Here is a 21233-nt window from a genome sequence, read left to right as displayed (position 1 = left end):
ACGGTGCAACAACGGCTTCTACACAACCACTCGCGCGGGCAGTACGTCTCCGCGGTTCTCGCCGAAGCCGATGCGCGCATATCCGGGTCGCTCACACCAGCCCTTCATGACAACCGTATCGCCGTCCTCCAGAAAGCCGCGTGCTTCACCATCTCCCAGGACGACGGGGGTCTTTCCCGCGGCAGTGAGCTCGATCAACGCGCCAGCTTCAGCGGCCGTTGGGCCCGAGATCGTGCCGCTACCGAGCAGATCACCGCTACGCAGGTTGCAGCCGCCAACTGTGTGATGCGCGACCATTTGCGCGACGGTCCAGTACTGGTGACGGAAGCTCGTGCGCGACAGCCGTGTAGCGGGAGCGTCACTCGTACGTTGCCGCTCGGATTCCAGCCATACCTCGAGCTGGATGTCGACGCCACCTTCGCTTCGATTGGTGGGCGCGTCGAGATAGGCCAACGGCTGAGGCTCGTCGGCAGGCCGCTCCCATGCATGGCGGAACGGCGCGAGAGCGTCCATGGTGACAATCCACGGAGAGATCGTGGTGGCGAAATTTTTCGCGAGAAACGGCCCCAATGGCGTCGATTCCCACATCTGTATGTCACGCGCGGACCAGTCGTTCAGCAGGCAAAGACCAAACACGTGTTGTTCGGCATCGGTCACCGGAATCGGCTCGCCTTGCCGGTTGCCGACGCCGATAAAGATTCCCAGTTCGAGCTCATAGTCCAATCGCGCACACGCAGATATCTCAGGCACGCTGCTCTCCGCAGCAAGGCGTTGTCCGAGTGGCCGCCGTACTTGCTGACCAGATATTCCAATGCTCGAGACACGCCCGTGATAGGCGACTGGCATCCATTGAAAATTTGGCGACAGTGCCGAGTCCGGACGCAGCAGCTTGACGATGTTGCGAGCATGGTCGATCGACGTATAGAAATCGGTGTAGTCGCCGATACGGGCTGGCACGCTGTATTCGGTCAGAGCCTGCGGAACGAGACACCGGCGCAGCACGTCGGTATCAGGCGTCGCCGACACGTTGATCGCTGGCGCTTCGAAAAGCGCGAAGACGGCGTGCCTCAAGGCTCGCCATGCGTCCTGGCCCATGGCGAAAAACTCGTTGAGCGAAGGCTGCGTGCAGGCGATGGCCGCCTGCATGGCGAGGCCGTTGAGGCAGCGTTCGCGAAGGAGGGCGGCCAGGTCGATGACCTGGTCCCCCAGCGCGATGCCTGCGCGAAACGCCTCCGTATCTCCCTTGCGGCGAAAGATCGCGTAGGGGAGATTCTGCAGCGGAAAGTCGCAATTAGGCTGATTGGCGGAGGCAAGCCAACTCTTGACAGTAGCATCGTGCGTGCGGTCAAGGTGCATCGAATTCACCCCGCAGGCTCCGGCGGCTGAGCAGCACACGACGTTGACGCAGTTCCTCGATCAAAGCGGGATCGACACTGCGTTCGGCGAGCAACTCGACATTGTGTTCGCCCTGGAAAGCAGGGACGCCAGGCGGCGGCAAGGTTGCGCCACTGAAGCGCCATGGCACACCCGGCATGCGCATCGTGCCTCCCGAGCGGTCGTCCACATGGACAATCGCGCCCCAGTCCTGCGCCCATTCAGATTCCGCGAGATCATTCGTGCTGCGGACCACACCGACAGCAAGGCCTTGTTCGCTTACCTGTGCCTGGAGTTCGTCCAGGTCGGTAAAGGTGAGTATCCAGGCGCGGACTTCGTTCAGCAGAGCTTCGAGATTCTGGCGGCGCAGCGGCGCGGACGCGAATCGCGGGTCCTGCAGCAGATCGGTTCGACGCATCATCGAGCAGAAACGGACGAACATCGGTGAGTAAATGGGACTCGCGGCGATGGTCAACTGACGTCCGTCCGGCAGCCTGAAGATATGAGATTCAGGTGCGCTTAGCGCTGGCGGTTCGCCCTGCGTGTCGATTCCGGAAAGTTGTGCGCCGGCGCGCTCGTTCACTGCCAGCATGGTCGCGGCCATCGCGACGTCGACGTGCTGTCCTTCACCGGTGCGGTTGCGATGCTGAATGGCGGCGAGCACCGCAATGGCGGCATGCAGACCCGTGTAGACATCCGCATGGCTACAGGCATCGTTCTTGAGTTCAGTGAGCGAGTCGCCGTAGTGCTGCTGCAGAATGTCGGTCAGACCGGTTTCCGCCTGGACCGTCGGGGCAAACGCGGGTCGATTGCGCCATGGGCCCGTCTGTCCGTAGCCGCTGACGGAAACGTAGACGACGCCCGGATTAAACTCGCGAACCTGCTCATAGCCAAGACCGAAGCGGTTGAGTGTGCCGGGGCGGAAATTCTCAACGATGACGTCTGCGTCGCGGCACATGTCAGTCACGATTTCGCGTGCTTCAGGCCAGTTCAGGTCGATGCTGAGGTTGCGTTTGCCCGCATTCTGCTGCGCATAGTAGACCGACATGCCGTCGATGTGCGGCACGCCTCCGCGACCTGAGTCGCCACCGGGCGGTTCGATCTTTGTTACGTCGGCGCCGAGATCGCGCAGCGTTTTGGTACACAGTGGGCCTGCGAGCACGCGTGTGAAGTCGATGACCTTCAGCCCGTCGAGTGGTGCGTTCATGTTCAGTTCCCCTCGAATACTGCGGAGCCCGGACCGGTCTTCGCGAAGGCCTGCAGGCCGCGCTTCTGGTCGGCGCTTGCCCACATCATGTTGTTCACCTCGGTCTGCTGTGCATCGGCACCTTCGATGCCACGACGTGCTGAGAGATTCGCCAGTTTCTTGATGCCGCCCAGAGCGACCGTTGGGCCGGCCGCAAGCTGACGGGCCCATGACATCGATACATTCGGCAATTCCGCCTCGGCGACGACGAGGTTGACGGCACCCCAGCGTTCGAGTGCTACCGGATCGTGGCGCCGGCCGAACATCGCCATTTCCTTGGCGCGTGCCACGCCCACACGCTGCACGACCCTCTGGACGCCGCCAAGCAGCGGCAACAGACCAAGAGACGCTTCTGCCATGCCGAAGAAAGCCGTGTCGGCCGCCAGGATCATGTCGCAGGTCAATGCCAGTTCGAAGCCACCGCCGAGCGCGCCGCCGTGCACAGCCGCTATCACAGGGATGCGGATATTCTCGAGGGCATCGAGGAGCGCCTCGAGGTTAGCCTGATCGCGGCGTCGGCCGCCTGCTGCGAAAGCTGTCACGTCCGCGCCGGCGCAGAAATGGCGCATGCCGCTACGCAGGAGAATCGAGCGACACCCTTCCTCGACGGCTCTGCTGTACGCGGCAAGCAGTTCCTGAATGAAGATGTCTTCGAGCAGGTTGTGAGGCGGCTTTGCCATGGTGACGACGCCGACGGCGCCGTGTTTTTCAAAGAGAACGATGCTCATGTCCTATCCTGCATGTTGGTCCGATGGGTTACCGGACGAATTGTTTACGAAGACTGTGAAAAATATAGGACTCCGAAATACAAGGTATATATCTACCTTGAAAGCGTGTCAGGCCAGGCAGGTTTGCCGCTTTCAACGATCTGGCTGTGGGTTCCGCGCCTACGCCGCGCTAAAACAGTCCATGCCTTGTGCCGTGCGAATCCATGGCACGATCCTAACACTGATAAGTTGGTTTAAAATTAGGGTATTCCCGGTGTTGGGGCGAGCAGAGTGCGATTAGGATGTGCGCCGGGATATCGGCAAGCGACGTGCGAGGCCTGTTGCGAAACCAGATTTGTCCTTTTAATCGTCTGAACACTTCCATGGTGTCATCGTGAATTCAAAAGCATCTTCTGACGTGACCGTGCCCTATCACCACGGAAATCTGCGTAATGCACTGATTGCAGAGGGGCGTCGCGCTTTGGAGGAGATAGGCGTCCACGAACTCAGTCTGCGCTACCTGGCACGTAAAGCAGGTGTGTCGGAGGCTGCGCCTTCTCACCATTTCGCCGGCAAGGAAGGTCTGCTGGCTGCCATTGCGGCAGATGGCTTTCGCGATCTCGCGGCGCTGCGCGTCGGAATAGCGACATCCGACGAGACGGCGCTTTCAAAGGCATATCGGATGATGAGGGTCTATGTCGAGTTTGCCCAGCGCTATAAGGGGTTATTCGAATTGATGGTCGGTCCTCGGATCGTCGCGCGCGATTCTTACCCGGAGCTCAGCACGGAGACCACGAAGTCGTTCCGGCTTTTCGCTTCGTCTGTCGAGCAATTCGCGTTGGAAAGGCAATGGGAAGAGCAATCGCTGACGCTCGTCACCCATGCTGCCTGGAGCATGGAGCACGGACTCGCGACGCTGATCCTGTCAGATCGCATGCCTCGATCCGATAAGCCGCTTTCAATCGATCAGGTGGTGGAGTTCTCAATCAGCATGTTCCTCAGTGCGGTCGCAGCAGGCGCGCCAAGCCTCGAAGAGGTGATGATGCATATCCAGGGCTTGCAGAGCGCCGGCAAGACAATGCGAACTCAGCGGTGAGGGGCGAGTTCGGTGACGTTAAGGGAATCAGCCTGGCTCCAGGTCTGCCAAGGTCCGCCTTAATAGAAAATAACCAACAGTGCCCGCTTTTTGGCTTCCGCTTCGGCATGGAGCCATCGGCCATCCGGTCGCCAAAGGTCTTGACGACGCTCAGGGCGAGCTCCGATGTGTGGATCAAGTCGCTCTTACGTCCGTCCAGTCGAATTTCTCTCGTTGAGCGGCAGCCAAGAGCGTGCAAAAGTTTGCACGCTCTCCGTTGCGATGGGTCCGAGCTAGCCACAACACACGGCACGGCGAGCGAGCTTTGGACCCGGACATACTTCTCCCGTCGCGAACCGACGTCGCCGAGCGCTTCTTCGATGGCACGTCCGGATGTCGTCCATCCTGCGATCTCGGAGGTGACATGTCCAGCGCGACGGTGCTGGTCGAGCGTAATCAAGGTTTTTATTACCGGATGGTTCCTTCTCGCTATCACGAAGAGTTTTTCCTCGAAGAGCATTTTCGGAGGTCTATCGGTTTGGGGTTTAGGCGATCACTGGACTTCAACTCCAACGCTCTCATAGAATTTCAGCGACCTTTCAAGGCAAGAATAGGCCGACGGAAATCGACACGATTGCACGTCAGTGCAGGAGCAATTGACCTTGAGCGCAGTCGGACGACATAGCCTCGGCAAGGGAAAGAAACCGTAATTGCGGCAGTAATTTCGCGCAGTTTTCTTGCGGGCCGCCCGCGGGGCACGGGGATCCACGCCGACCATATCCGTCGCGCCACTTGACATAGACTGCTGTCTGTCGCCGGGTCAACAGTTGCTTATCTTCTGAAATATAGTGGGAGACATGGTCCGCAGCTGGACGCCCAACAATGCTGAAAGCGGCATTCCGTCCATTCTCTGTTCCCGTTCGTCGAAGAGATCTCACCATGGAATATGTCGAAAGCCTGCGCGTTTTCCGCTCGGTGGTCGAACTGAAGAGCTTCACCCGAGCGGCGGATATTCATGGACTGGCCCGGCCAGCGGTGTCGCGGGCCATAGCGGGGCTGGAAGAGCGGATGGGATGCCGGCTGTTAAATCGGACCACTCGACAGGTCTCACTCACCGAAGCCGCGGAACGATTCTACGAAGGCTGTGTGCGCATCCTGGATGATCTGGATGCACTCGAAGCGGACGTAGCAACCCAGACACGGGAAGCGGGCGGCGTCTTGCGCCTTGTCGCCCATACGACGACGGCGGTAAGCCGGCTGGTTCCCTTGATCGCCGGATTCAAGCGGGCCCATCCGAAGGTCACGCTCGACGTGACGCTCACGGAGCGGCCTGTCGACCTGGTCGCCGACGGGTACGACCTTGGCATCGTCGTTCCATACATGCTGACGAGTGAAACGACGGTCGTGCGTCTGCTCGAACGAATTCCGATCGTCATCGTCGCGACGCCAGAGTATTTGCAGGCCTCATCAACGCCGGGGCATCCGTCGGAACTGGCCAATCATCTTTTTGTACCGATGTCGCCGTCCATTCGCCGCCCCAGCATCGGCTTCCGGACGGGCGAGACCGAACTGCGCGTTCCGCTTCGTTTCGATGTTTCGTCGAACAGCCCCGCCTTCAATCGTGAAATGGTGTTGCAAGGTTTCGGAATCGATGTCGTGCCCTTAGCGCTTGTAGAGAACGAATTGGCCTCGGGAAAGCTCGTGCGCCTGCTCACCGATTTGCAGCTTGTCCACGACAGCATCGACATCCAGCTCGCATACAGCAATCGGACCCTGCTGCCTGCCAAGGTACGCGCGTTTATCGACTATGCCGCTGTCTTTTTCGCGGCGCCGGCGATATCGCGCTAGTCCGGTAAAACGGCACGCGAAACACGACGGAAGTAAGAAGGGCCGCGTAAGTCGCTACTTTCGGTGGCGAGGCCGATTGGATCCGGACCACGTGCGCGCCAGGTCGGCGCCCCAGGCAGAATTCCCGATGTTCCTCGGGCAATTGGGGCGAGAAACCACAACAAACTGATAACCTGGAGCGCATCGCTTCCCGGCGGTCGCTGCATTAATCTGTGCGTATGCACTCAAATGATCTTCAGAACGACGACTGTTTCGCCCTTCGCCAGGCCGCTCGACACATTTCGAAGCTTTACGAGCGTTATCTGTCCGAGGCCGACATCACGCCCACGCAGTTCAGTATTCTCAGCACGCTAGATCGTTATCCGAATTTGACCATGGCTGACCTGGCCAAGGCGATGGTGATGGACAGAACGACTCTCGTTCGGGTGCTTAAACCCTTGCTCCGGCGTGGACTGGTGGTTGCCCCTCCCGAAGGGCAAAGCTATCGGCGACTGCGCGTCGTACTCACCAGGAGAGGGTCGGCGAAGCTCGACGAAGCGGCTGCTCACTGGGCAGCTGCGCAGACCAGCTTCGAACGTAGCTTTGGACTGCAGCAGGCAGCTCATCTGCGTAGTGAACTGTTCCGCATGACGACCGACCTGTCCGAAAGGTAACCACAAAGCGACAAACTGATTCACTTCACGCATCGATACGTAAACACCTGAACACGATTGTGTGCATATGCACTTTCACATGTGCGAAGACATATTTCCCAGATGAGCCAAAGGAAAATCGAAACCATGATGAATCACCATCGACCCCAACTGCGAGCGAGCGCATGGACGGCCTCGATAGCCGCGGCGGTAGCGGCTATCGGCCTGGCCGGATGCGTCAACTACGCCGGAATCAAGAGCGACAAGGAGATTGCACCGCCCGAAAAGTTCGAGACGAAGCAGAGTTTGCCCGCCGAGGGCGGACAGTGGCCCGCCATGGATTGGGCCAAACAGTTCGGCGATCCACAGCTACCCGCACTGATCGACGAAGCGTTAAAGGACAATCCGACCATCGACCAGGCACGCGCCCGCATCGAGAAAGCCTCTTCATATGTCGGCAGCGCCAACTCGACTCTCTATCCGAATGTAACGGGCAGTTATGCGTGGACGCGTCAGCTCTATACGGGCAATGGCATCGTTCCGCCGCCCTACGGTGGCACGTGGCAGAGCGAGAACAACGTGCTCGTCAGCGCTTCGTTTGACCTCGACCTGTGGGGCAAGAATCGGGAAAAGCTTCGTCAGGCCGTCTCGCAGGAAAAGGTCGCCGACGCCGAAGCCGAGGAGGTGCGAATCTCGCTGGCTGCCTCGGTGGCTGGCACATACAACCATCTTGCGCAGCTCTATGCGTTGCGTGATATCCAGGCCCGCGAAGTCAAGAATCGCGAGGACATCGGGCAAATCACGGATGGCCGCGTTGGCGCGGGACGCGACACCAATGTGGAACGGCAGACTGCCTATGGCGAAACCTCAACGAGCCGCTCCAGCGTCAGCGACCTCGATGGACAGATCACGACCGTACGCTACCAGCTCGGCGCCCTGCTTGGCGATGGGCCGGACCGCGGCCTCAAGATCGCCAATCCTTCGCTTGGAGCGGGTGCCAGCGTCGCGCTTCCCGACAACCTGCCCGCCGATCTGCTTTCGCGTCGCCCGGACATCGTTGCGGCCTTCTGGCAGGTGGATGCAGCAACCCACGATGTGAAGGAGGCGAAGGCTGAGTTCTATCCGGACGTCAATCTCTCCGCAGCGGCGGGATTCGATGCGTTTGGCTGGGGGCGGCTCCTCACGGCCGGAAGCCGGCAGATTCAGGCGGGGCCCGCGATTCATCTTCCTATCTTCGACGCCGGTGCACTGCGCTCCCAATTGAAGGGCCGCTATGCGGACTTCGATTACGACGTCGCCACGTACAACCAGACATTGATCAACGCTTTGTCCGATGTTGCCACGCAGGTCACGCAGATCCATTCGTCCGACCGTCAAATGGTCGATGCGCTGCAGGCACTGGATGCGCAGACCAAGGCGTATCAACTCGCCATCGTTCGATACAAGGCCGGTTTGAACCAGCAACTGCAGGTGCTGAACGCCGACGACAACCGGCTGGCAGCCGAAACGGCCGTCGTCAATCTCGAGATGGACCGCCGCAGCAAGCAGATCGGGTTGATCAAGGCACTAGGCGGCGGCTTCGACGCCTCGCGCGCAGGCCTTGCGGCGAATGCAGAGACACCGATTCCTGCGCCGTCCAACGGCACGACAACTCAATGAATGACCAAATCGGCCGTCAGGCGTAGACACGGGACGGCGTACCTTAAACCTTGTTGGAGCTATCGATGAATACCCCTCAGTCACCGTCGGTCAACGAACCGGCGAAGAAATCCGGAAAACGCAAACTGCTGCTTGCGCTGCTTGTCGCTTCCCTCGGGATCGCAGGCGCTGCGTATGGCGCCTTTTATTTCCTTGACGCCCGTTACCACGTGGATACCGACGATGCGTACGTCAACGGTAACGTCGTACAAATCACGCCCCAGGTCACGGGCACAGTCATCGCGGTCAATGCGGACAATACGCAGGTCGTGAAACAGGGCGAACCGGTCGTCCAGATTGATCCAGCGGACGCAAAGATTGCATTGCAACAGGCCGAGGCCAATCTGGGCCAAACCGTTCGTAGCGTCCATGGCCTGTATGTCGACGATGACAAATATCGCGCAGATATTGCTCAGCGCCAGTCGGACCTTTCGAAGGCACAGGACGATTTGAAACGCCGGCTTTCCACCGGTATGACGGGGGCCGTGTCGGACGAAGAAATCTCGCATGCACGGGATGCCGTCAGGTCGGCTCAGGCTGCGCTGGACGCTGCCCAGCAGCAGCTCGGTGCCAATCGCGCGCTGACGGCTAACACCTCGGTCGAGAAACATCCGGATGTCCTCGCGAGTGCCGCACACGTTCGCGACGCATACCTGGCGTATGCGCGGACCACGTTGCCGGCCCCCGTAACCGGGTACATCGCCCAGCGCTCTGTTCAGGTCGGGCAGCGCGTGTCACCCGGCACACCGCTGATGTCCGTTGTGCCGCTCGAGCAGGTCTGGGTCGATGCGAACTTCAAGGAGTGGCAGCTTCGTCACATCCGGGTTGGACAACCTGTTGAGCTGAAGGCCGATGTCTACGGCTCGTCCGTCGTCTATCACGGCAAGGTGGTGGGCTTTACGCCGGGCACCGGATCGGCACTGGCGCTGTTGCCGGCGCAGAACGCGACGGGCAACTGGATCAAGGTGGTGCAGCGGCTGCCGGTGCGCATCGAGATTCCACCCGCGGAACTGGAGAAGCATCCGCTGCGTGTGGGCCTGTCAATGAACGTGGATGTCGACGTCAAGGACCCTGCCGGTGCCCAGCCCGGTACGGTGTCTACGTCGACCTATAAGACTGACGTCTTCGCAAAGTACGGCGACGAGGCCGATGCCGCTATCGCACGGATCATCGCGGAAAACAAATGATGCTCGCTCATTGGAACGCGGCACATGAAAGATGCCGCGCCTTTCTTGCCCGACACAGGATAGCCGTATCACCATGAACACCAACCATCCAAATCACCCGCCGCTGACCGGGGCGACGCTCGCTCTGGGTTCCCTGAGCGTTGGCCTGGCGGGCTTTATGACCGTGCTTGACTCGTCGATCGCTAACGTCGCAATTCCAACCATTTCCGGAAACCTCGGCGTATCGGTTGACGAAGGCACGTGGGTCATCACCGTCTTTGCCGCTGCGAATGCAATCGCGATCCCGCTGACTGGCTGGCTGACGCAGAGGCTGGGGCAGGTCCGGCTGTTCATCGGCTCGATACTGTTGTTTGTGTTCGCATCCTGGCTGTGCGGCATCGCTCCGACGTTGCCTATCCTGTTGCTTGCGCGCGTGCTGCAGGGGGCTGTCGCCGGGCCGCTCATCCCTATGTCGCAGGCGCTGCTGCTCAGTTCGTGGCCAAAGGCGAAATCCTCGTTGGCGCTCGCGCTGTTCTCGATGATCGTGGTGACCGGGCCGATTGTCGGGCCATCCCTCGGCGGGTGGGTGACCGACAGCTATAGCTGGTCGTGGATCTTCTATATCAACATCCCGGTCGGGCTGTTCGCTGCCACGATGGTCTGGATTCTTTATCGCAAGCGCGATACACCGGCCAGAAAGCTGCCAATCGACGTTGTCGGGCTACTGCTGCTGATCGTCTGGGTCGCGTCGCTTCAGGTGATGCTGGACAAGGGCAAGGATCTCGACTGGTTCTCGTCGAGCACGATCGTCGTGCTGGCTATCGTTTCCGCGGTCGGTCTCGCGTCATTCATTATCTGGGAGCTGACGGACAAGAACCCGATCGTCGACCTGACCCTGTTCAAGCAGCGCAACTTTCTCGGAGGCACCGTGTCGATTGCCGTCGCGTATGCCATCTTCTTCGGAACGCTGGTGCTGCTTCCGCAGTGGATGCAGGAATACCTCGGATATCGAGCCGTCGACGCGGGGCTCGCTACGGCGCCGCTGGGCATTTTCGCGGTAATCGGCGCGCCCATCATGGGCAAGATTCTGCCGCGTTCCGATGCCCGCATCATCGGCACGTGCGCGTTCATCGGATTCGCGATCGTCTACTTCATGCGCACGTATTTCTATACCGATATCAGCGAGGGATACATCATCCTGCCGACCCTCCTGCAGGGTATTCCGATGGCGCTCTTCTTCGCTCCGCTCACCGTGATCATCCTGTCAGGGCAGCCACCCGAAAAGGTGCCGGCCGCTGCCGGCCTGTCCACCTTCGGACGCGTGTTCTTCGGCGGTGTCGGTACGTCACTGGCGAACGTCGTGTGGAATAACCGAACGATCTTGCATCACGAGATCCTGACGCAGCAGTCCAGCCCGACCAACCCGATCTTCAATGCGCAAATAGATGCCTACCATTCGCTGCTTGGCCTGGGAAAAGGTGCTTCGTACGCGTTGTTCGATCAGACGGTACAAGCGCAGGCCGCCATGTTGGGGCTGAATGACGTGTTCTACGGGGCCGCGATCATCATGATCATCATCATTCCGCTCATCTGGATCACCAAGCCGAGTAAGGCTGGCGGTTCAAGCGATGCCGCCGCGAGTGCGCACTGATAGATGGCTGAACGATACGAATGTTTAGCATATCGTGGTCCCGTATATAGGTAAGACTGTTCAGGAATCGTAAAAGCGTTCCGAGCGCGACGTATTTCAGGATTCTCCGTAGGGCAGTTGTGCCCTGACAGGTGAATTCCTTCTTATGTATTAACCCAATGCGATCTCGAAGGAGCTCAAAGTGAAGACATCTGAAACCCAAAGACAAATGGTTCGCGTCACGATCAATGCCGACGTAGATTTTGAAAGTTTTGAAGCTGGATTGGGCCGGTTTGACGTTCGCCAGGCGATAGTCCAGAAGAACGCTTTCAGCTTGACCAGGAGCGCAAGCAAAAAGATGCGGGTGTCGCTAGAGTGACGCGTTGATCGCGAAGCGCTGATTGACCATGCCGAAGTGCATGACATTGGCCAAATCATGAATCCGGGCTCTGGCCGCGGGGTGACTGCGTGGCTCGTTGATGACCGGCTTGTTCGGTGCACGAGCGCACGTGTTAGCCAGACCCCGGAAAATGCGCTTCGTCATCGTTTTGTTACGGCACATCTGCACGAGGATATCGGCTGTAGTGCCATGTTGATCAACGAGCGCCGGAGCGGGTGCGCCTCGCCCCGCAGGATGACGAATGTATCGTCGGGTGCCCGGTGGTGCTGATTCGAGCGCGAACCTGTCTGGTCAGTATCGCGGCGGCCGCGCGAGCGTCGCATCAGGTCCAGGCAAGACGCCGCGTTCACGTAAAGATGCTTCGGTGTGGCGCCTCCGATTGCCTGGCCGGTTCGCTGACTGCTCCGCCTCAAGGGCTCGGTGGCGGCCGCAACTTTCCGGCCTCGATCGCTGTCGATGAACTGCTTCCCAACTCTCAAGGCAAAACTCTGATCGATCCATGAAAACCTCTTTTCTGAATGCATCCGCCGCGCGCGGCCTCGTCGCTGCGATGACCCTGGCGATCGCGCGACTGGCACGCGCTCACGTTTTCCCGAAACATGAAGTACCTGCCGCTGGCTCCGCCGTGCCCAGCTCGCAAAATGCGGTGGCGATCGATTTCGATGACGGACTCGAATCGGAATTCAGTGCAATCACCGTGACCGATGTGCGGGGCAGGTCCGTGACGAATGGCAAGTCGGTGGTCGATCCGTCGAACGCGAAACATATGTGGGTGGCGTTAAACGCATTGACGCCGGGGGTGTACACGGTCACGTGGGTGGCCGTTGGCGCCGACGGGCACCGTATGGAGGGTGAGTACACCTTCACGGTCAAGTAGTGACGGAGCCACCCGTTGTCGTGAAAACCGGGGGCGCCGCCGCGCAGTGCTCACGGCGCCTGGCCGAATTGTTTCGACAAGCATGCCGGTGCAGGCCGGCCAATACCCAACATACCGGAGTGAAGAAGATAACGGGGCAGTGGGGCGCTCAGGCGTCCTTTGCCGCCAGCAGCGTCTTTTTCAAGTTTTCGTTAGCGCTATGAGTCACGCATTCGTCGGCGCTCAAACCAGTTGCGCGTCTGGCCAGCCACGAAAGCGGTGATGACCAGCGCCAGGTAGATGGCTACAAGATTGTGACGCCACGCGTCGAGTGCGAGCTGATGAGCGACAAGTTTCGGGTCGGGCGTCGGGAGGATGGCATGCATTACCACGACGGCGCGCATCATCCGGACAAAGCCGGCCGCGGACATTAGTGGCAGAAGGACGAGCAGAGCAAAAAACGCGGGCTTCGCGCGTTGCACCTTCGCGTGGTGGCGCACCCGGAACCACAGTCCGAGGCAACCATGTATCCACCCCGGCGCGAGCAGCGCGAGTTGCAAGCCTTGCGTGCCGCTCGTGATCAGCGATATTACAATCCGCTCATAGTTCGGTTCGAAGCCATAAAGCGATGCCGCGAGTCGAGTTCCCACCGCATGGCGGATAAGCAGTAAAGGAAGGCTTAGTCCTGCCCAAAGGCGTATCCATTCGGCTGGTGGGAGCGCCCAGTAGCGGCGCCCGTAGATCGTGTGCAGAGCCAGTGCAAAATGCAGGCCGGCCGAACAGTAAAGCAGGACCGTTCCGGGCGTGCTATGCCAGAGCCGCATCGCTAACGTGAGACCTTGCCCGGCAAATTCCAGCGACCAGATCCCAAGCGCGTGATTGATCAGGTGGAGAAAAACATAGATCAGCATGACCACGCCCGATCCGAGTTGCAAACGGCGCAAAGTCTGTTTCACCTTCTCCCCCTGACATCAGACGTGTAGAGAACTGCTGTTCAGGAGCCGAAAAACAGTTGGCAGTAGCTGACTGGACCTACGCATTCATTGCTGCTGGTCTGCGGTAGCGACGTGCATCCTGCAGCCATCAGCCACCCGAACACGGCAGCGATCAGAGCTACCGCTCGGATGCCCGACAAGGCCTTCCTGCTTGTGCGCTGGCGGCGTGAACCTGGGTGGCTGTTCGCCGCCCCCTGTCGGCCGGCTGTCCCCGGGCTGTACGCATTGGGGAACGGGCTGCCGCGAAGATCGAACGGGTTCATTGGCATTTCTCCTGTCTTCAGGTCGGAACGGGGGACCGGCCTGTGGGCCTTCCCTGACCGTGTTGTGCGGTATGCAGGGAGTAGACGCCGTTTCGTCGCGGGATATTCCCTGGCCTTCAAAAAGCCACTTGCCCGAATGGAAAGTCAGTTCGCCGCCAGCTAACCAGCATCCACCAGCGGAAGGGTGACGCTTTTTTGCCACCATTCCTGATCACATCGCCGTGACGCACCGACCGTTGCGACCCAGGTGCGCGGACACTGCCGACAACAAAGACGACAGGACCCACGGGCTCATTCGCAATGTCGCGCAGGCGGGAATAAAACGGATGATCCGATAGTCTTGCTCTTGAACCCAGTTGGGAGGTCCGTCGGATGATCCGGCGGTCTACCTCTTCAACCTAATCGTGAGGACTATATGTCGTCAGATCTTCCATCCGACCCGTCGCGCCGCGGCACGTTGAGATGTCTCGCCTTCGGAGGCGTGGGCACTGTGTTTGTCCTGGCCGGCGGTGTTCTTACGCCGGTGGAATTAGCCCTCGCCGCAACGGCGAAGGATTCGTCAGCCGTGTCGGGCGTCCCCCTGTTCCTGCAGATCAGCGACAGTCATATTGGCTTCAACAAGGAAGCCAATCCGGATGTCGCGGGCACGCTTAAGCAGACAATTGACTTCGTCAACGCGATGCCGGTCAAGCCGGCGCTGACGATTCACACTGGCGACATTACGCATCTTTCCAAGCCAGAGGAGTTCGATCTCGCGGCCCAACTAATGTCGGGCCTGAATATCACCGAGTTGCATACCGTGCCCGGCGAGCATGATGTGACCGACGGGGCTGGAACTGAATACTTCAACCGTTTCGGTCAAGCCTCCGACAACAATGGCTATTACAGCTTCGATCACAACGGCGTGCACTTTGTCGGTCTCGTCAACGTCATGCATTTCAAGCCAAACGGTTTGGGGGGGCTTGGCGACGATCAACTTGCCTGGCTGGAAAGCGATCTGAGAGGTCGTTCAACCAGCACTCCGATAGTCGTTTTCGCGCACATGCCGATGTGGACGATTTACGAACCATGGGGTTGGGGCACAGGCGATGCTGGCCAGGCGATGAGCTATCTGAAGCGCTTCGGTTCGGTCACGGTACTGAATGGGCATATCCATCAGATCGTGTCGAAGGTGGAGGGCAATATTACCTTCCATACGGCGCGCTCAACGGCCTATCCGCAACCGACGGCCGGCAACGGGCCCGGACCTGGGCCGCTGAAGGTCGCGAGCGATCAGCTTCCGAGGATGCTTGGCGTGACCAGCATCAAGATCAAGCGCCATCCCCTCAGGACGACGCTCGCCGACACGACGCTCATCTGAATCGACACACGGTACTCATCAACCAGGAACCATGTCATGCTAACCACTACTCTTCGACGCGCCATTATCGTCGCCCTTGGGTTCGGGATGCTCATGGCAGCATCCGCAGATTTCTCCGTCGTGCAGGCGCAGGAGTCCGATGCCGTCGTGATAAAGAATTTCATGTTCTCGCCGATGTCGCTCTCCATCAAGGCAGGCGCGACCGTGACATGGAAGAATCTCGACGGTGAACCGCATACGGTCGTTAACGACGCCGGAATCTTTCGCTCCGCCGCACTTGATCAGAATGATACCTTCCAGTTCAAGTTCGATAAGCCGGGTGTCTACAAGGTATTCTGCGGCATACACCCGACCATGAAGGAGACGATTACCGTCCATTAGATGTGCCCTGCAGGAGCTAGTGCCGCCAGAAGTTGAGCAACCGTCCGGAAGAGGGCTCGGGGCGCGGTGTTCGCGTAATCGACTGCGGGATTCTGGCGGCGATCACTCCATTCCCTTGGATGCGGATCGCGACAGGTGACTTTGGATGATCCTCGAAGGGCGGAGAACGTCAGATGAGAGCGGTTATCGAAGCTGGTCGGCTCGGCTCTGATTGGAGCGCCGCTGGGCGCGTCGGCTTGGGGCGGACCGGACGGCGACGGTGGATTGGATCGCAGGGTATTCGGCGGCGCTGGCGAGTCCGAAGTGCTCGGGTCCAGTGATCAGTCACACGTTCAGCCAGTGCCAGATACTCAACGAACCCCCGACCAGTTTCCTTAACGCCGTCGTCGCGCTTCAACGTGGCGAGCATCGTGTGCCTTCCGGCCTGAATCGACGCGTGCTCGTTCTATTCGCGTGCTATCGGGGCCATTGCCTGGACATGCGGGAGGGCTGCGGCTCCCAGGCAGTGCGATCAATCACGTGCGCTAAACAGCTTGTTGCGGTCTGAATTGCGACGCTGAGCGTAGAATCGGGCATGTCACTGGCTGCTTTGGTCAAGCAGCCAGGTCTTGTGAAGCAAGGCGGATTGTCACCAGCGAGAAGGCGACTCAGGGCGTTGGCGTTGTCTTTCCGCTCTGGACTCCCCCCGCTACTGCATTGCTTTCCGCTTGATGTTTGGCGGCAACCTTTGCTTCAGCAGCCTGAATATCGGCGGGGTAGCTAGCATCGTCGCCCTGGGACGGGTTGTACCCGACCGCCTCCAGCTCCTCGAGTTCATGTAGCACTTCCGCACGAGTGACCTGATGTGCGGCAGGTTCTGACGGAGTTTGCGCGTACACGCTGGCTGAGGTAGCCATCAGCACTGCGCCGGAGACAACCAGCGCACGTAATGGCTGGTCGACAAACCGATTCATTGAATTTGATTTCATATTCGTACTCGTCAAGGGTTGGGATGCGGGCCCACGCAAAATTCGGCTTGGGCTGAACGTGATTTGCGTGGTGCTGTGATGGCGCGGCATGCGCGTCCTGAAGCACCACGCAAGATCAGTCGGGACGAAACGCGTCTTCAATTGGTCGTGCTGTCCGTTGTCGCTGCAGGCTGTTGCGCAAGATGCTGACGCTTCATCCGGGCAACCTGTGCCTCGAAGATCGGATTGACGTCCGGGTACGAGGTGTCGGTGACGTAGTTCAGGCCATTCTGCTGCGCTTCGATCAGTTCCTGATAGACCTCGGCGCGTGTCTTGCTCTGGGCAAATGCGCCCGACGACGTGAGGACGGCAAACGAAATGGCGGTGATAGCGAGCTTCTTCATTTCAGACTCCTAAGAGTGTTGTGCGGTATGCGATGAGAAGACTCCGCTTCGTCACCGGATATTCCGTGCTCTCGATAAAAAGCATTGACCTCACCGTCCACGTCATCTTGCTGTCGGTGACAGGTACGGGGAGTACAGGGTGGCAGGTTGGAGCGATGTCGGCCGCCCGTCCGGTTGTACCGTTATCAATGGCAGGGCCGCGGTCGCCGGGCAGAGAATGCATCGTGATGAACTTCGGCGCGGATACAATGCCTCGGAGGTCACTCTTCCGTTTGCCATGCTCGAGGGTATTACCAGTTGGGATTCGTAGAATTGCAAGAAAGGCACCGGATGGTGCACACCGCACCGGGCGTGGGAGTGCCCTGACTGGCAACCCGAGCCGGAGATAATCGACCCAGACAGGTTTGGCTAGCCAGTTGAATTTGCGTCAACGGAGGTTTTCCCCCATGACTTTTTCCGCATACGCGTATCGATCACACTACAGTCGGTTGCTACCCCGGGGTAATACGGAGCCGATTTTACCGGTCCGGGAATAAAAGTGACGTGCCGTTGGTCTGATAAGGGTCGGTCACGGAGAGCGGTTACTGCAGGGATTTGACAATGACCGATCCAGTTACTGCGCGGCGCTTCGAGACGCTCGTATTGCCTCATATGAATTCGGCCTTCAATGTCGCGCGCTGGCTGACGCATAACGACCAGGACGCCCAGGACGTGGTCCAGGAGGCGTACCTCCGCGCATTCAGGTTTTTTGGTGGATTCCGCGGCGAGGATGCCCGTGCGTGGCTATTGAGCATCGTGCGCAATACCTTCTACACCTGGCATCGGCAGAACCGGGGGCACGCTGCGGATACCACGGAGTTCGAAGAAGACATGCATAGCCTTGAGACGAGTACCACTGACCATGACGACAGTCCTGAAGCGATGCTCATCCGCAGCCAGAGCCAGAAGCGGGTGCACAAAGCGTTGCAGGGGCTGCGTCTGGAATACCGGGAGGTGATCGTGTTGCGGGAGCTGGAAGAATTGTCGTACAAGGAAATCGCCGATATCGTGGGCATCCCGATGGGTACGGTGATGTCTCGCCTCGGGCGCGGGCGCCAGCAACTCGCGGCGCTGCTTGCACCGACGGATCAGGAGGCGTGATGGATCACGAACAGGCGTTTGAACTGCTGCCAGGCTATATCGATAAGGAGTTGAGCCTGTCGGAGTCGCTCGAATTCGAGCGTCATCTGGCCGGCTGCAAGCAGTGTCAGCAGGCCTATGAGCAGCAACGCAGCGTCAGTGCGCAACTCAGGCAGGCGGATTTGCGCGTGGAGGCGCCGGCTGAACTGGTGAAGCGTATCAAGGCCGCCTTGCCGGGCCGGCGCTCGCTGTGGGCGCAACTGGTTGACCGGTTCGCTGGGAGGGCAAGCGGGCAGTCATTGGGCTGGGCGCCGGTTGGCGCGATGGCTTTCAGTGTCCTTGCGCTCACGTGGAGCGCGGGTTTGTACCTGTCGGCTCCGTCGGGCGATACGCGCCTGACTCAGGAACTCGTGGACAATCATATTCGCTCGCTGCAGTTCAATCACCTCTCGGATGTGATCTCAACCGACCGGCATACTGTGAAGCCGTGGTTCGACGGCAAACTGGACTTCGCGCCGCCTGTGGTCGATCTTGCGCAGCAGGGATATCCGCTGGTCGGCGGCCGGCTCGACTACCTGAATGGGCGATCGGTAGCCGTGATGGTCTATCGCTACAAGCTGCACCCGATCAATCTTTATGTGTGGCCGGGCAACGACGCGGGCGGCCCGCCTCCTCAGGTCTACCAGCAGCAGGGCTATCACCTCGCTCACTGGAGTGCAGCAGGGATGAACTACTGGGCGATTACCGACGCCGGTGAAACTGAACTGAACGGCTTCATCACGAATCTGCTTGCACATCCCGCTTCGTAGATGGCTTAACGCGGGTAGGCCTACGGCACCTCCCCGTGCGACGCGCAAACCAGAATAATTTTGTCACAGGACAGGTCCGACTGAAGAAGCAACTCATGCACCGAAGCGACGAATCTCCGTCAAGCTCCTCGTCTGCTTCTTCTTTCTCCTCGCACCCGTCCTCTTATTTCCGGCCCTCGCCTTCTCATCCCATCTGCCTGGCCCTGAGGGTGACGCCACGTATCGAGGGCGATACGGTGCGCGACCAGCGATAGTGACGAAAACGGACCCCACAATCCGAGACAGCCGTGCACCGACCCGGGGCGAGCAGTGCAGGTTGGAGGCGTTGCGTTCCGCTCGTGATCGGCGATATCACAATCTTTGTGCGTCTCTCTGTTGTAGGTGCAACGACGCCTCTTTATTCCCGCCATTCATCCGTCCGTTGAACAGGGAACTGCATCTGGACCGGTTCGGCTCTGATCAAGAAGGCCTGCAAGAACTCGGACAAGCTGTTCAGATGCGCCCGAGATCGTGGCATGCCGCCATCACCCGATGCAAGCCTCGGGAATAAAGCGGGCGCTGGCGTGGTTAGCTCAGTGTACGCAGCACGATCGACAGTCGCAGCATTGTGCTACCAACCACCGATCGACGGAGCTGCGGCAGAAATGGAAGGAGGCGGACATGAACATCGCCGAGAAGTCCCTGCGGTTCCTGGTAGAAAAATGGCTTGCACCAAGTCCGACGACGCGGCTGCGCGTGATTCAATTCGGCCGCACCGGTTACGAGAGGAGACGCTATGTGCGAGTCGCGGCCTTGGCCTCGAGCGGTTCACGTGCGATTTTCTTCTTTCGCCACGATGACGGCTGCTGGTGCGTCTTTCCGCCCTCGATTGCACGGCCGGCATTGACGGCCCAGCTTGCAGCGTAGGAGAGCGATCATACTGATCGAAGGCGCCGAGCGCGGCTACGCCGGCGGTCCTCAGTGGGTAAGCTGATCCGGCCGGGCGATTACAGCACGACACTCGAGGTGGTACCCGTTCTTTTGCGGATTCAACCGGTCGATGCAACGATTTGCTGGAACCGCTCAACCGGTGTATCGAAGTTTAGAGTTTTCCTTGGACGTTCGTTGAGCCGCCTGGCGACAGCATTGAGTTTTGCCTGCGAATACACGGAGAGATCGATTCTCTTAGAGAGTGTTAGGCACTTTTTGTCGGACCTGGTATCCTGGCAGGATGAAAAAGCGCAGGCCATACCCAAAGGATGTATCGGATGAAGAGCGGTACTTCGCCGCTCCGTATCTGACCTTGATGAACAAGGACGCACCGCAGCGCCGCTATGAACTGCGCGATATCTCCTCGCGCTCGGCAAGGGTCAGCGCCAGTCTGGATCGGCAACGCGGCGCTGGTTGGATTCCTCCAGTTTGCACCAGAATTCCCTTCACCGACGAGTGGTTGAGATTGAACAATTGGGTGATCTGATGAAGCGTGTCGCCTTTACGCCAGCGCTCCCACTTAGCGCCTTCTGGCTCTCGCTGAAATAGATCCGAGGTCTCTGCTTCATTTGCAACACTCCCGCCGCTCACGCAGCTTCTATTGTGTTGCATCGACCGGTTGAATCCGCAGGCTGCGTGCGGACGCTCGATCACAAGTCGTTAACGACCGTAACGGGTCGGGAGGGTGAGTTCGCTGATGCAGGAAGCTGCCGTCGGGTTGCTCGATGCCGCGATCGTCAGCAGTTCGCCATATTGCCGACGAAGAACCCAGCCAGCCCAATGTCAGCAATGGCCGAACCGCTGCCCCCGGAAAGCGGGCGTGGATGACCGGACCACTCAGTTAACCGCCGTTGAACCCCAGACAGCGCGACCGGCAGTTGTGGGTCGAAAGTGTGAGTTCGCGGATGCAGGAAGCTGCCGTCCAGCTGTTTGATGCCGTCACCCAGCAATCCGCCCGATCGCTGACCTACAACCCAAGCCGCCCCACCGTTGGAAGTGGCCGACAAGCGTTAGCTTGTATCGCCACAGTCAAAGCGGGGCGAACCGCAGATCATGAAATCGGTTCGATTCACGGCTATGAAGATAATCCAGAGGATTTTTAGCAGGGCGGAAACGGCGCAATGAGCGGGACAAGGGCGTGGCGAACGAGCCGTTTCTGCCCTGCTAAAAATTCTTTGAGCTAAGCCGCTCCGCTGCCGGTGGCTATGGGAATTGAATCGGTGCCGTGGCGGTTGTGACCGCCGGATGCGGGAAGGAAAGCGAGGGCAGGAAGGGATCTGCGTCCACGATATGGCAGTTGCGTCCGGCCATGTCGAAGAGCAAACGGCTTCGGTCGCATGAGCAAGGCCCGCTA

Annotated in this window: 20 protein-coding genes and 3 pseudogenes; 15 read left to right on the top strand and 8 right to left on the bottom strand. The window is 59.3% G+C overall.

The annotated features are described in order from the left end of the window. Positions 1-18: 18 nt before the first annotated feature. The 3 genes from fahA to P0D89_RS40335 are packed head-to-tail and all read right to left on the bottom strand — an operon-like array spanning position 19 to position 3348. Entirely contained in the window at positions 19-1356 is a 1338-nt protein-coding gene (gene fahA / locus P0D89_RS40345) for a fumarylacetoacetase (protein WP_408367301.1), read from the bottom strand. Next, positions 1346-2581: a CaiB/BaiF CoA transferase family protein gene (locus P0D89_RS40340; protein WP_408367269.1), complete on the bottom strand. Its 1236-nt coding sequence runs from the start codon at positions 2579-2581 to the stop codon at positions 1346-1348. Before P0D89_RS40340 ends, fahA begins: the two co-directional genes overlap by 11 nt. Positions 2582-2583: 2 nt before the next feature. Then, complete coding sequence (locus tag P0D89_RS40335; RefSeq protein WP_408367271.1) at positions 2584-3348, bottom strand: enoyl-CoA hydratase/isomerase family protein; 765 nt, start codon at positions 3346-3348, stop codon at positions 2584-2586. Positions 3349-3721: 373 nt separating this feature from the next. On the opposite strand from P0D89_RS40335, the gene P0D89_RS40330 reads away from it, so the two are divergent. The 8 genes from P0D89_RS40330 (at position 3722) to P0D89_RS40295 (ending at position 12653) form a co-directional block, all read left to right on the top strand. After that, a complete protein-coding gene (locus tag P0D89_RS40330; protein WP_408367273.1) occupies positions 3722-4423 on the top strand; it encodes a TetR/AcrR family transcriptional regulator in 702 nt (233 codons plus the stop codon). Between the two features lie 918 nt (positions 4424-5341). Then, positions 5342-6250, top strand: coding sequence for a LysR family transcriptional regulator (locus tag P0D89_RS40325; RefSeq protein ID WP_408367275.1), 909 nt, complete (start codon positions 5342-5344; stop codon positions 6248-6250). Between the two features lie 218 nt (positions 6251-6468). Next, positions 6469-6903 carry a MarR family winged helix-turn-helix transcriptional regulator gene (locus P0D89_RS40320; protein ID WP_408367277.1) on the top strand — a complete coding sequence of 145 codons (435 nt, stop codon included), beginning with the start codon at positions 6469-6471 and terminating at the stop codon, positions 6901-6903. A 129-nt stretch (positions 6904-7032) separates the two neighbouring features. Beyond that, the gene (locus P0D89_RS40315; RefSeq protein WP_408367279.1) at positions 7033-8541 is read left to right on the top strand and encodes an efflux transporter outer membrane subunit; all 1509 of its coding nucleotides are present in this window, start codon (positions 7033-7035) and stop codon (positions 8539-8541) included. Positions 8542-8606: 65 nt separating this feature from the next. After that, positions 8607-9767, top strand: coding sequence for an HlyD family secretion protein (locus P0D89_RS40310; protein WP_408367281.1), 1161 nt, complete (start codon positions 8607-8609; stop codon positions 9765-9767). Positions 9768-9840: 73 nt separating this feature from the next. Next, entirely contained in the window at positions 9841-11397 is a 1557-nt protein-coding gene (locus P0D89_RS40305; protein WP_408367283.1) for a DHA2 family efflux MFS transporter permease subunit, read from the top strand. Between the two features lie 181 nt (positions 11398-11578). Next, entirely contained in the window at positions 11579-11755 is a 177-nt protein-coding gene (locus P0D89_RS40300; protein ID WP_408367285.1) for a hypothetical protein, read from the top strand. A gap of 520 nt (positions 11756-12275) precedes the next feature. Then, positions 12276-12653 carry a copper resistance CopC family protein gene (locus P0D89_RS40295; RefSeq protein ID WP_408367287.1) on the top strand — a complete coding sequence of 126 codons (378 nt, stop codon included), beginning with the start codon at positions 12276-12278 and terminating at the stop codon, positions 12651-12653. Positions 12654-12850: 197 nt separating this feature from the next. Here the strand turns inward: P0D89_RS40295 and P0D89_RS40290 are convergent, their stop codons facing one another. After that, positions 12851-13588 carry a hypothetical protein gene (locus tag P0D89_RS40290; RefSeq protein ID WP_408367289.1) on the bottom strand — a complete coding sequence of 246 codons (738 nt, stop codon included), beginning with the start codon at positions 13586-13588 and terminating at the stop codon, positions 12851-12853. Between the two features lie 717 nt (positions 13589-14305). Here P0D89_RS40290 and P0D89_RS40285 point away from each other — a divergent pair. Both P0D89_RS40285 and P0D89_RS40280 read left to right on the top strand, forming a co-directional pair. Further along, positions 14306-15250 carry a metallophosphoesterase family protein gene (locus P0D89_RS40285; protein WP_408367291.1) on the top strand — a complete coding sequence of 315 codons (945 nt, stop codon included), beginning with the start codon at positions 14306-14308 and terminating at the stop codon, positions 15248-15250. Between the two features lie 36 nt (positions 15251-15286). After that, positions 15287-15631: a cupredoxin domain-containing protein gene (locus tag P0D89_RS40280; RefSeq protein ID WP_408367293.1), complete on the top strand. Its 345-nt coding sequence runs from the start codon at positions 15287-15289 to the stop codon at positions 15629-15631. A 647-nt stretch (positions 15632-16278) separates the two neighbouring features. On the opposite strand, the gene P0D89_RS40275 is transcribed toward P0D89_RS40280, so the two are convergent. Both P0D89_RS40275 and P0D89_RS40270 read right to left on the bottom strand, forming a co-directional pair. Continuing rightward, positions 16279-16599 (bottom strand): DUF4148 domain-containing protein, encoded by a 321-nt coding sequence (locus P0D89_RS40275; RefSeq protein WP_408367295.1) that lies wholly within the window; start codon positions 16597-16599, stop codon positions 16279-16281. A 137-nt stretch (positions 16600-16736) separates the two neighbouring features. Beyond that, positions 16737-16982, bottom strand: coding sequence for a DUF4148 domain-containing protein (locus tag P0D89_RS40270; RefSeq protein WP_408367297.1), 246 nt, complete (start codon positions 16980-16982; stop codon positions 16737-16739). Positions 16983-17582: 600 nt separating this feature from the next. Between P0D89_RS40270 and P0D89_RS40265 the strand changes: the two genes are divergently transcribed. From P0D89_RS40265 to P0D89_RS40255, 3 genes are all read left to right on the top strand, one after another. Next, entirely contained in the window at positions 17583-18122 is a 540-nt protein-coding gene (locus tag P0D89_RS40265) for a sigma-70 family RNA polymerase sigma factor (protein ID WP_408367303.1), read from the top strand. Next, entirely contained in the window at positions 18122-18910 is a 789-nt protein-coding gene (locus P0D89_RS40260) for an anti-sigma factor family protein (protein WP_408367299.1), read from the top strand. The genes P0D89_RS40265 and P0D89_RS40260 overlap by 1 nt, the downstream gene beginning before the upstream one ends. A gap of 660 nt (positions 18911-19570) precedes the next feature. Next, complete coding sequence (locus P0D89_RS40255) at positions 19571-19816, top strand: hypothetical protein (RefSeq protein WP_408370964.1); 246 nt, start codon at positions 19571-19573, stop codon at positions 19814-19816. A gap of 122 nt (positions 19817-19938) precedes the next feature. Here P0D89_RS40255 and P0D89_RS54705 read toward each other — a convergent pair. After that, positions 19939-20076 (bottom strand): annotated as a pseudogene (locus P0D89_RS54705) (IS30 family transposase); the annotation flags it as partial. A gap of 44 nt (positions 20077-20120) precedes the next feature. Here P0D89_RS54705 and P0D89_RS40250 point away from each other — a divergent pair. After that, positions 20121-20240, top strand: a pseudogene (locus P0D89_RS40250) (IS5/IS1182 family transposase); the annotation flags it as partial. Here the strand turns inward: P0D89_RS40250 and P0D89_RS40245 are convergent. Further along, positions 20228-20448: pseudogene (locus P0D89_RS40245) on the bottom strand (IS30 family transposase); the annotation flags it as partial. The pseudogenes P0D89_RS40250 and P0D89_RS40245 sit on opposite strands and share 13 nt — an antisense overlap. Positions 20449-20784: 336 nt before the next feature. Here P0D89_RS40245 and P0D89_RS40240 point away from each other — a divergent pair. After that, the gene (locus tag P0D89_RS40240; protein WP_408370962.1) at positions 20785-20982 is read left to right on the top strand and encodes a hypothetical protein; all 198 of its coding nucleotides are present in this window, start codon (positions 20785-20787) and stop codon (positions 20980-20982) included. Positions 20983-21233 lie beyond the last annotated feature (251 nt).

Source organism: Paraburkholderia sp. RL18-085-BIA-A (assembly GCF_046027075.1).
Classification (GTDB): Bacteria; Pseudomonadota; Gammaproteobacteria; order Burkholderiales; family Burkholderiaceae; genus Paraburkholderia.
Note: the sequence above shows the minus strand (reverse complement) of the source record. Positions and strands in the feature narration are given on the sequence as shown.

Excerpts from the sequence above, each read along its gene's own strand:
- fahA (WP_408367301.1), bottom strand. The coding sequence starts at position 1,356 with ATGCACCTTGACCGCACGCACGATGCTACTGTCAAGAGTTGGCTTGCC.
- P0D89_RS40340 (WP_408367269.1), bottom strand. The coding sequence starts at position 2,581 with ATGAACGCACCACTCGACGGGCTGAAGGTCATCGACTTCACACGCGTG.
- P0D89_RS40335 (WP_408367271.1), bottom strand. The coding sequence starts at position 3,348 with ATGAGCATCGTTCTCTTTGAAAAACACGGCGCCGTCGGCGTCGTCACC.
- P0D89_RS40325 (WP_408367275.1), top strand. The coding sequence starts at position 5,342 with ATGGAATATGTCGAAAGCCTGCGCGTTTTCCGCTCGGTGGTCGAACTG.
- P0D89_RS40320 (WP_408367277.1), top strand. The coding sequence starts at position 6,469 with ATGCACTCAAATGATCTTCAGAACGACGACTGTTTCGCCCTTCGCCAG.
- P0D89_RS40315 (WP_408367279.1), top strand. The coding sequence starts at position 7,033 with ATGAATCACCATCGACCCCAACTGCGAGCGAGCGCATGGACGGCCTCG.
- P0D89_RS40310 (WP_408367281.1), top strand. The coding sequence starts at position 8,607 with ATGAATACCCCTCAGTCACCGTCGGTCAACGAACCGGCGAAGAAATCC.
- P0D89_RS40305 (WP_408367283.1), top strand. The coding sequence starts at position 9,841 with ATGAACACCAACCATCCAAATCACCCGCCGCTGACCGGGGCGACGCTC.
- P0D89_RS40295 (WP_408367287.1), top strand. The coding sequence starts at position 12,276 with ATGAAAACCTCTTTTCTGAATGCATCCGCCGCGCGCGGCCTCGTCGCT.
- P0D89_RS40285 (WP_408367291.1), top strand. The coding sequence starts at position 14,306 with ATGTCGTCAGATCTTCCATCCGACCCGTCGCGCCGCGGCACGTTGAGA.
- P0D89_RS40280 (WP_408367293.1), top strand. The coding sequence starts at position 15,287 with ATGCTAACCACTACTCTTCGACGCGCCATTATCGTCGCCCTTGGGTTC.
- P0D89_RS40275 (WP_408367295.1), bottom strand. The coding sequence starts at position 16,599 with ATGAAATCAAATTCAATGAATCGGTTTGTCGACCAGCCATTACGTGCG.
- P0D89_RS40270 (WP_408367297.1), bottom strand. The coding sequence starts at position 16,982 with ATGAAGAAGCTCGCTATCACCGCCATTTCGTTTGCCGTCCTCACGTCG.
- P0D89_RS40265 (WP_408367303.1), top strand. The coding sequence starts at position 17,583 with ATGACCGATCCAGTTACTGCGCGGCGCTTCGAGACGCTCGTATTGCCT.
- P0D89_RS40260 (WP_408367299.1), top strand. The coding sequence starts at position 18,122 with ATGGATCACGAACAGGCGTTTGAACTGCTGCCAGGCTATATCGATAAG.
- P0D89_RS40255 (WP_408370964.1), top strand. The coding sequence starts at position 19,571 with ATGAACATCGCCGAGAAGTCCCTGCGGTTCCTGGTAGAAAAATGGCTT.
- P0D89_RS40240 (WP_408370962.1), top strand. The coding sequence starts at position 20,785 with ATGCAGGAAGCTGCCGTCCAGCTGTTTGATGCCGTCACCCAGCAATCC.